Raw genomic sequence first — 4852 nt, 5'->3', positions numbered from 1 at the left:
CAGCCTGTGCAGACATTGTTGGGGATATCATTGATGCAATCTCCCCATAAGTCCTTGTTTCGCCATATGGAATTTCAGACAATATTTTCCATACCCTCTGTCTGAATTGGGATCCATGAGGCTTGAGCCTGAAATTGACCTTAGGATTTTTGCCGTTGAAATAATCATCAAACCAATCGAGAACCTTCTTAAAAATAGCTAAATCGTCATTGACGATAAAATCAGTTGACGGGAAATGTTTCTGGCCGTAAAACCATACTCCGCAAATTGCCTCGCCGTCACTTGCAATCAGCATCTTGCCTATTGGGGAATGGTAGTCTGTCGAATAATACATTTCAATCCATATATGACCTGAAGAATTCCTCGAATTCCTCATCATCCATAGGTTCCGGAGTGGATACGTTTTCATTATGCATAATGCTTGAAGCAAGGTCTCGGTATTCTTGTGCTTCGGCACTTTCGAAGTATTTTTCTACAACGGTTTTTGCATCTAATTTAATTCAGCATCCTGAATCAAATTACTTCTATGAATGGTACCAATAACATGTGTTCCAATCTTTTCAGCAAAGTCGTTGACAATCTGCTCCTCATTGTCAACATTTCTGCAGTTGCAGACTATACCGCTCAAGTTACCCTTAAGCTTTTTAACACCACGGACAATATTGTTTGCCGCATAAAGTGACATATATTCACCGGAAGTTACAATCACGACTTCATCAGCATATTTTTCACGCAAAGGCACAGAAAATCCTCCGCAGACAACATCACCCAATACGTCATATACGACAACGTCCAAATCATCATTGAAAATGTCAAGCTGCTCGAGCCTTTTCATGGCCACAATAACCCCCCGTCCGGCACATCCGACACCAGGTTCGGGACCTCCGCTTTCAACGCATTGTATGCCCTTAAAACCTGTGAAAACCAAATCCTCCTTTTCAGGTTTTCTATTATCCTTTAAAGTGTGAACGACAGTTGGGATTCTGGAGCCATATAATGTACGTGTGGTGTCTGCCTTTGGATCGCAACCTATTACAAGACAGTTTAAACCTTCACTGGCCCATACAGCAGACAGATTTGCTACTGTAGTACTTTTTCCTATTCCACCTTTTCCATAAATTGCAATCTTTTTAGTCATCAATATCTCTCTCAACTAGTTTATAAACAAAATCATTTTCCCTTACCTTATCCGGCATTGCTATTGCGACATTGCAGCCTCTTTCAGCCCCATCCACGGATTTTCCTTCAATCTGCATGGAATCAATCGTGTGAGTGATTGACCCTGTGGTCTTGCCCTGAATGATAATCTTATCGCCGACAGCCAAATCATCCCATATCCTTAATTCGGCCGCCTTTACCTTATTGTAATAGTTGACAACCTGTCCGATGTCTTTTTTAATGTATTTTGACTGATTGTCCTCACTTTTCTCAAATGGAGTGTTAAAGTAAAAGTTTGTGTCAAATCCACGGTTGAACACGCTTGTAAGCTCATCCATCCATTCGTCCTTGACCTTATAATTCAATGGATCCTTTTCGTAATCGTCAATTGCCTGCCTGTATATTCCAGTCACCATCGCACCGTAGTCCGGGCTTCTTGCCCTTCCCTCAATCTTGAATGATGCAACGCCGCTTTCCATCAGCTCTGGAATGTATTCAATCATGCACATGTCTTTCGGTGAAAAGAAATTGGTCCTGTAGCTTCCGTCATCACTTCCGGTAATGATGAATCTCTCATCCTCAACATCAGAGAAGTTGATGACATTGTCTTCACCTTCCTCATATGTCAGTGTCCAGTTCTTGCGGCAGGGCTGCAGGCAGTCCCCGCAGTTGGCGCTTCTGCCATACAATCCATAGCTCAAAAAGCATCTTCCTGAAATTGCCATGCAGATTGCACCATGAATAAATATTTCAGTCTCAATCGGTGATTTTCTGGTGATTTCAGTAACTTCGGCAAGGGACAGCTCACGTGAAAGGATTGCCCTTTTGGCACCGAGCTTCTTAAGGGTTTTCAAGGTATATGAGTTTGTAACGTTTTCCTGAACGCTGATATGCGCCTCAAGGCCATGTGATACGGTATCTTCAATAAGACCGATGTCAGATAAAATAAGTCCATCAATTTCCGATGATGAGATTGTCTCCATGTTGGACTCCAACTCGGATGCCAATCGCTCATTTAAAATGATGTTTGTGCCAAGATATGTTTTGGCACCATACTCCTGGGCAATTCCTGAAACCTCACCCAATTCTTCCAAAGAAAAGTTTTTGGCATTGGCTCTCATATTAAAATCGTTAAGACCGAAGTAAACGGCATCGGCGCCATTTTCCAAAACGGCACGTAACGATATGAAATTTCCAGCTGGAGCCAATAGTTCAACCATGAAAATCTAAGGTTTGTAGTAAGTCTCAGCTTCTAGCCCTTCAGGAATTTCAGTAGGATAATCTTCATTTATGCAGCCTAAACATAATTTCTCTTCAGGCATTCCGATTGCTTCAACCAAAGCAGGAATAGTAATGTAGCCTAAGGAATCGATGCCAAGCTGTTCTCGGATTTCTTCAGTATTGTAATTGGCTGCAATCAGCTCTTTTTTGGTAGCCATTGCCACTCCATAATAACATGGAGAGATTACAGGAGGACAGCCTACAAGGAAGTGAATTTCTGCAGGTTCCGCTTCTTTTACAAGGTCCAATAACTGTTTTGAAGTGGTTCCTCTGACAATACTGTCATCTATTAAAATAATCTTTTTGCCCTTAATGGCATCTTTTATAGGGTTTAACTTAAGTCTGACAGCCAATTCCCTTTCTTCCTGGGTAGGCATGATAAATGTCCTTCCGACATACCTGTTTTTAATTAACCCTTCACCGTAAGGAATTCCGGAAGCTCTTGAATAACCGATAGCTGCAGGAATTGATGAATCAGGTACCGGAATTACGACATCAGCATCGATAGGATATAACTTATGCAATTGAGCACCTATGTTCATCCTTGTCTTGTAAACATTAATGCCGTCTATTGTACTGTCAGGTCTTGCAAAGTAAACATATTCAAACATACAATGAGAAAGCTTGCATTTTCCAGCACTTTCCAACATGTGGGAGTTAATTTCATCGTTTTTGAAGTGAACAACTTCTCCCGGCATAATATCTCTAACAAATTCAGCATTAATTACATCAAATGCAACTGTCTCGGAAGCCAAAATGAATTTATCCTGTCTTTTTGCAACTGCAAGAGGTTTTATTCCCATAGGGTCCCTTACACCATACAATTCACCATCAATCAAGATTGTCAATGCATATGAACCTACAAGTTTTTTGCATACTGCTTCAATAGCTTCTAAAACATTTTTCTTATTATCATAATGCTCCTTTTTAAGCATGTAACAGATAACTTCAGAATCGGAATCAGATCTGAAATAGAATCCTTCATCCATAAGTTCTTTTTTCAGCTCATCGGAATTGACAATGTCTCCATTATGAGCCATTGCAATAAAACTATCACCGAAATCAATTACAAAAGGCTGTGAATTTTCAACTTTTGACTGTCCGGTGGTAGAATATCTTACATGACCTATAGCCATGTTTCCTTCAAGATTTTTGATTTCCTCATCACTGAATACGCTGGTTATTAAACCCATTCCGTAGTAGTGTTTAAAACCTTTTTCTTGATTAAAACTAGCAATTCCTGCTGATTCTTGACCTCTGTGCTGTAAAGCATACAAACAATAATAAACTAGTGGTGCAACATCCTTGGAACTATCTTTAGCATGAATTCCAACAATACCGCATTTGTCTTCCATTTCTCCTTGCATATGCAAACTCCCATTAAATAGTATAATTATATTTTTGATTAAACTAGTATAAAATAATTAATGTTTTAGTCCCAGAAGTTTTCGAAATTGTTTGGGATTTCATAATCGTCAATCACTTCAGGAGCTTTGGTTTCATCATCGGAGTTTAATTCCCTTTTTAAATCGTCTTCATTATCATCTACAAAAATAAGTGCGGTCCTTACGATGTTCAACCATTCAACAGCTTTATTTCTGGACTCTGCTGCAATATAACCCTGGCCAACAATGATATTGTCAGGCCTGAACTTATCTGTAGCAATTACAATCCTTTCCTCATCAGTTAAATCCTGTCTGAATGTATCCTGCCACAAATCATTGAGACTGAAGATTTCCAGGATTTCCTTTGAGTAGATGTCCTCATAACGTGACTTGAATGCTGAATAGTCTGATTTGATATCATCTATGTCTTCACGCAATTCACTGTTTTCACGGGTCAGGACTTCCTGCTCTTTGATGAGCTGATTGTAATCATCCAATAGGTTATTATAGTTATGGGTTACCTTCATCAGCTTATTTTCCAGAGTATGAATGTTGATTAAATTCAGGGAATAAGAAAGAGTTGACTTAAGTTGATTAAATTCAGGGAATAAGAAAGAGTTGACTTAATTATTGAATTCAGGATTTCCTTTTCGGCCAGCTTGAAATCAATAGATTCGTCTTCAATAATAATATTGTTATAATCAAACAATCCAATATGGTTAAAATCAGTTTTCAGTTCATTGTAAAGAATATTGTATGTTTCATCATGACCATATCCACCAATCAGCAAAATGTCAGCACCATTGGCTACCTTTTTGACAATGCTGAGTTCAACAGTCGGAATGATAGATGAAACTATTATATTGTAGTCATTTTCAAGCTGGATATTATTAACTGCCTTTGATACAAGCTGTGCAATATCCAAACCGCCTACAATTATACGAACATCAATTTTAGATTCATGATTCTGGGTTTCCATGAACATTACCTAAATTCCATTGATTTTCTGATGCCACATCCAAGCTGAC

At 39.0% G+C, this 4852-nt stretch carries 5 protein-coding genes and 1 pseudogene; all 6 read right to left on the bottom strand.

Annotated elements, in window-relative coordinates; genetic code table 11:
• Window positions 1-379 (bottom strand): methylated-DNA--[protein]-cysteine S-methyltransferase (locus QZN27_RS09175; RefSeq protein ID WP_296786732.1); only part of this gene is annotated, 379 nt, incomplete at its 3' end.
• Window positions 336-1138 (bottom strand): annotated as a pseudogene (gene cfbC, locus QZN27_RS09170) (Ni-sirohydrochlorin a,c-diamide reductive cyclase ATP-dependent reductase subunit). The pseudogene cfbC and the gene QZN27_RS09175, both read right to left, overlap by 44 nt.
• Complete coding sequence (locus QZN27_RS09165; protein ID WP_296786730.1) at window positions 1131-2378, bottom strand: peptidase U32 family protein; 1248 nt, start codon at window positions 2376-2378, stop codon at window positions 1131-1133. The pseudogene cfbC and the gene QZN27_RS09165 overlap by 8 nt, the downstream one beginning before the upstream one ends.
• A gap of 6 nt (window positions 2379-2384) precedes the next feature.
• Window positions 2385-3806 carry an amidophosphoribosyltransferase gene (gene purF / locus QZN27_RS09160; RefSeq protein WP_296786727.1) on the bottom strand — a complete coding sequence of 474 codons (1422 nt, stop codon included), beginning with the start codon at window positions 3804-3806 and terminating at the stop codon, window positions 2385-2387.
• 65 nt (window positions 3807-3871) lie between these two features.
• Window positions 3872-4351 (bottom strand): hypothetical protein, encoded by a 480-nt coding sequence (locus QZN27_RS09155; RefSeq protein ID WP_296786725.1) that lies wholly within the window; start codon window positions 4349-4351, stop codon window positions 3872-3874.
• A gap of 35 nt (window positions 4352-4386) precedes the next feature.
• Window positions 4387-4803, bottom strand: a complete 417-nt coding sequence (locus QZN27_RS09150; protein ID WP_296786723.1) for a hypothetical protein — start codon at window positions 4801-4803, stop codon at window positions 4387-4389.
• Window positions 4804-4852: the final 49 nt, after the last annotated feature.

It is taken from the genome of uncultured Methanobrevibacter sp. (assembly GCF_900316895.1).
Taxonomy (GTDB): Archaea; Methanobacteriota; Methanobacteria; order Methanobacteriales; family Methanobacteriaceae; genus Methanocatella.
This window is presented reverse-complemented; position numbering and strand designations above follow the sequence as displayed.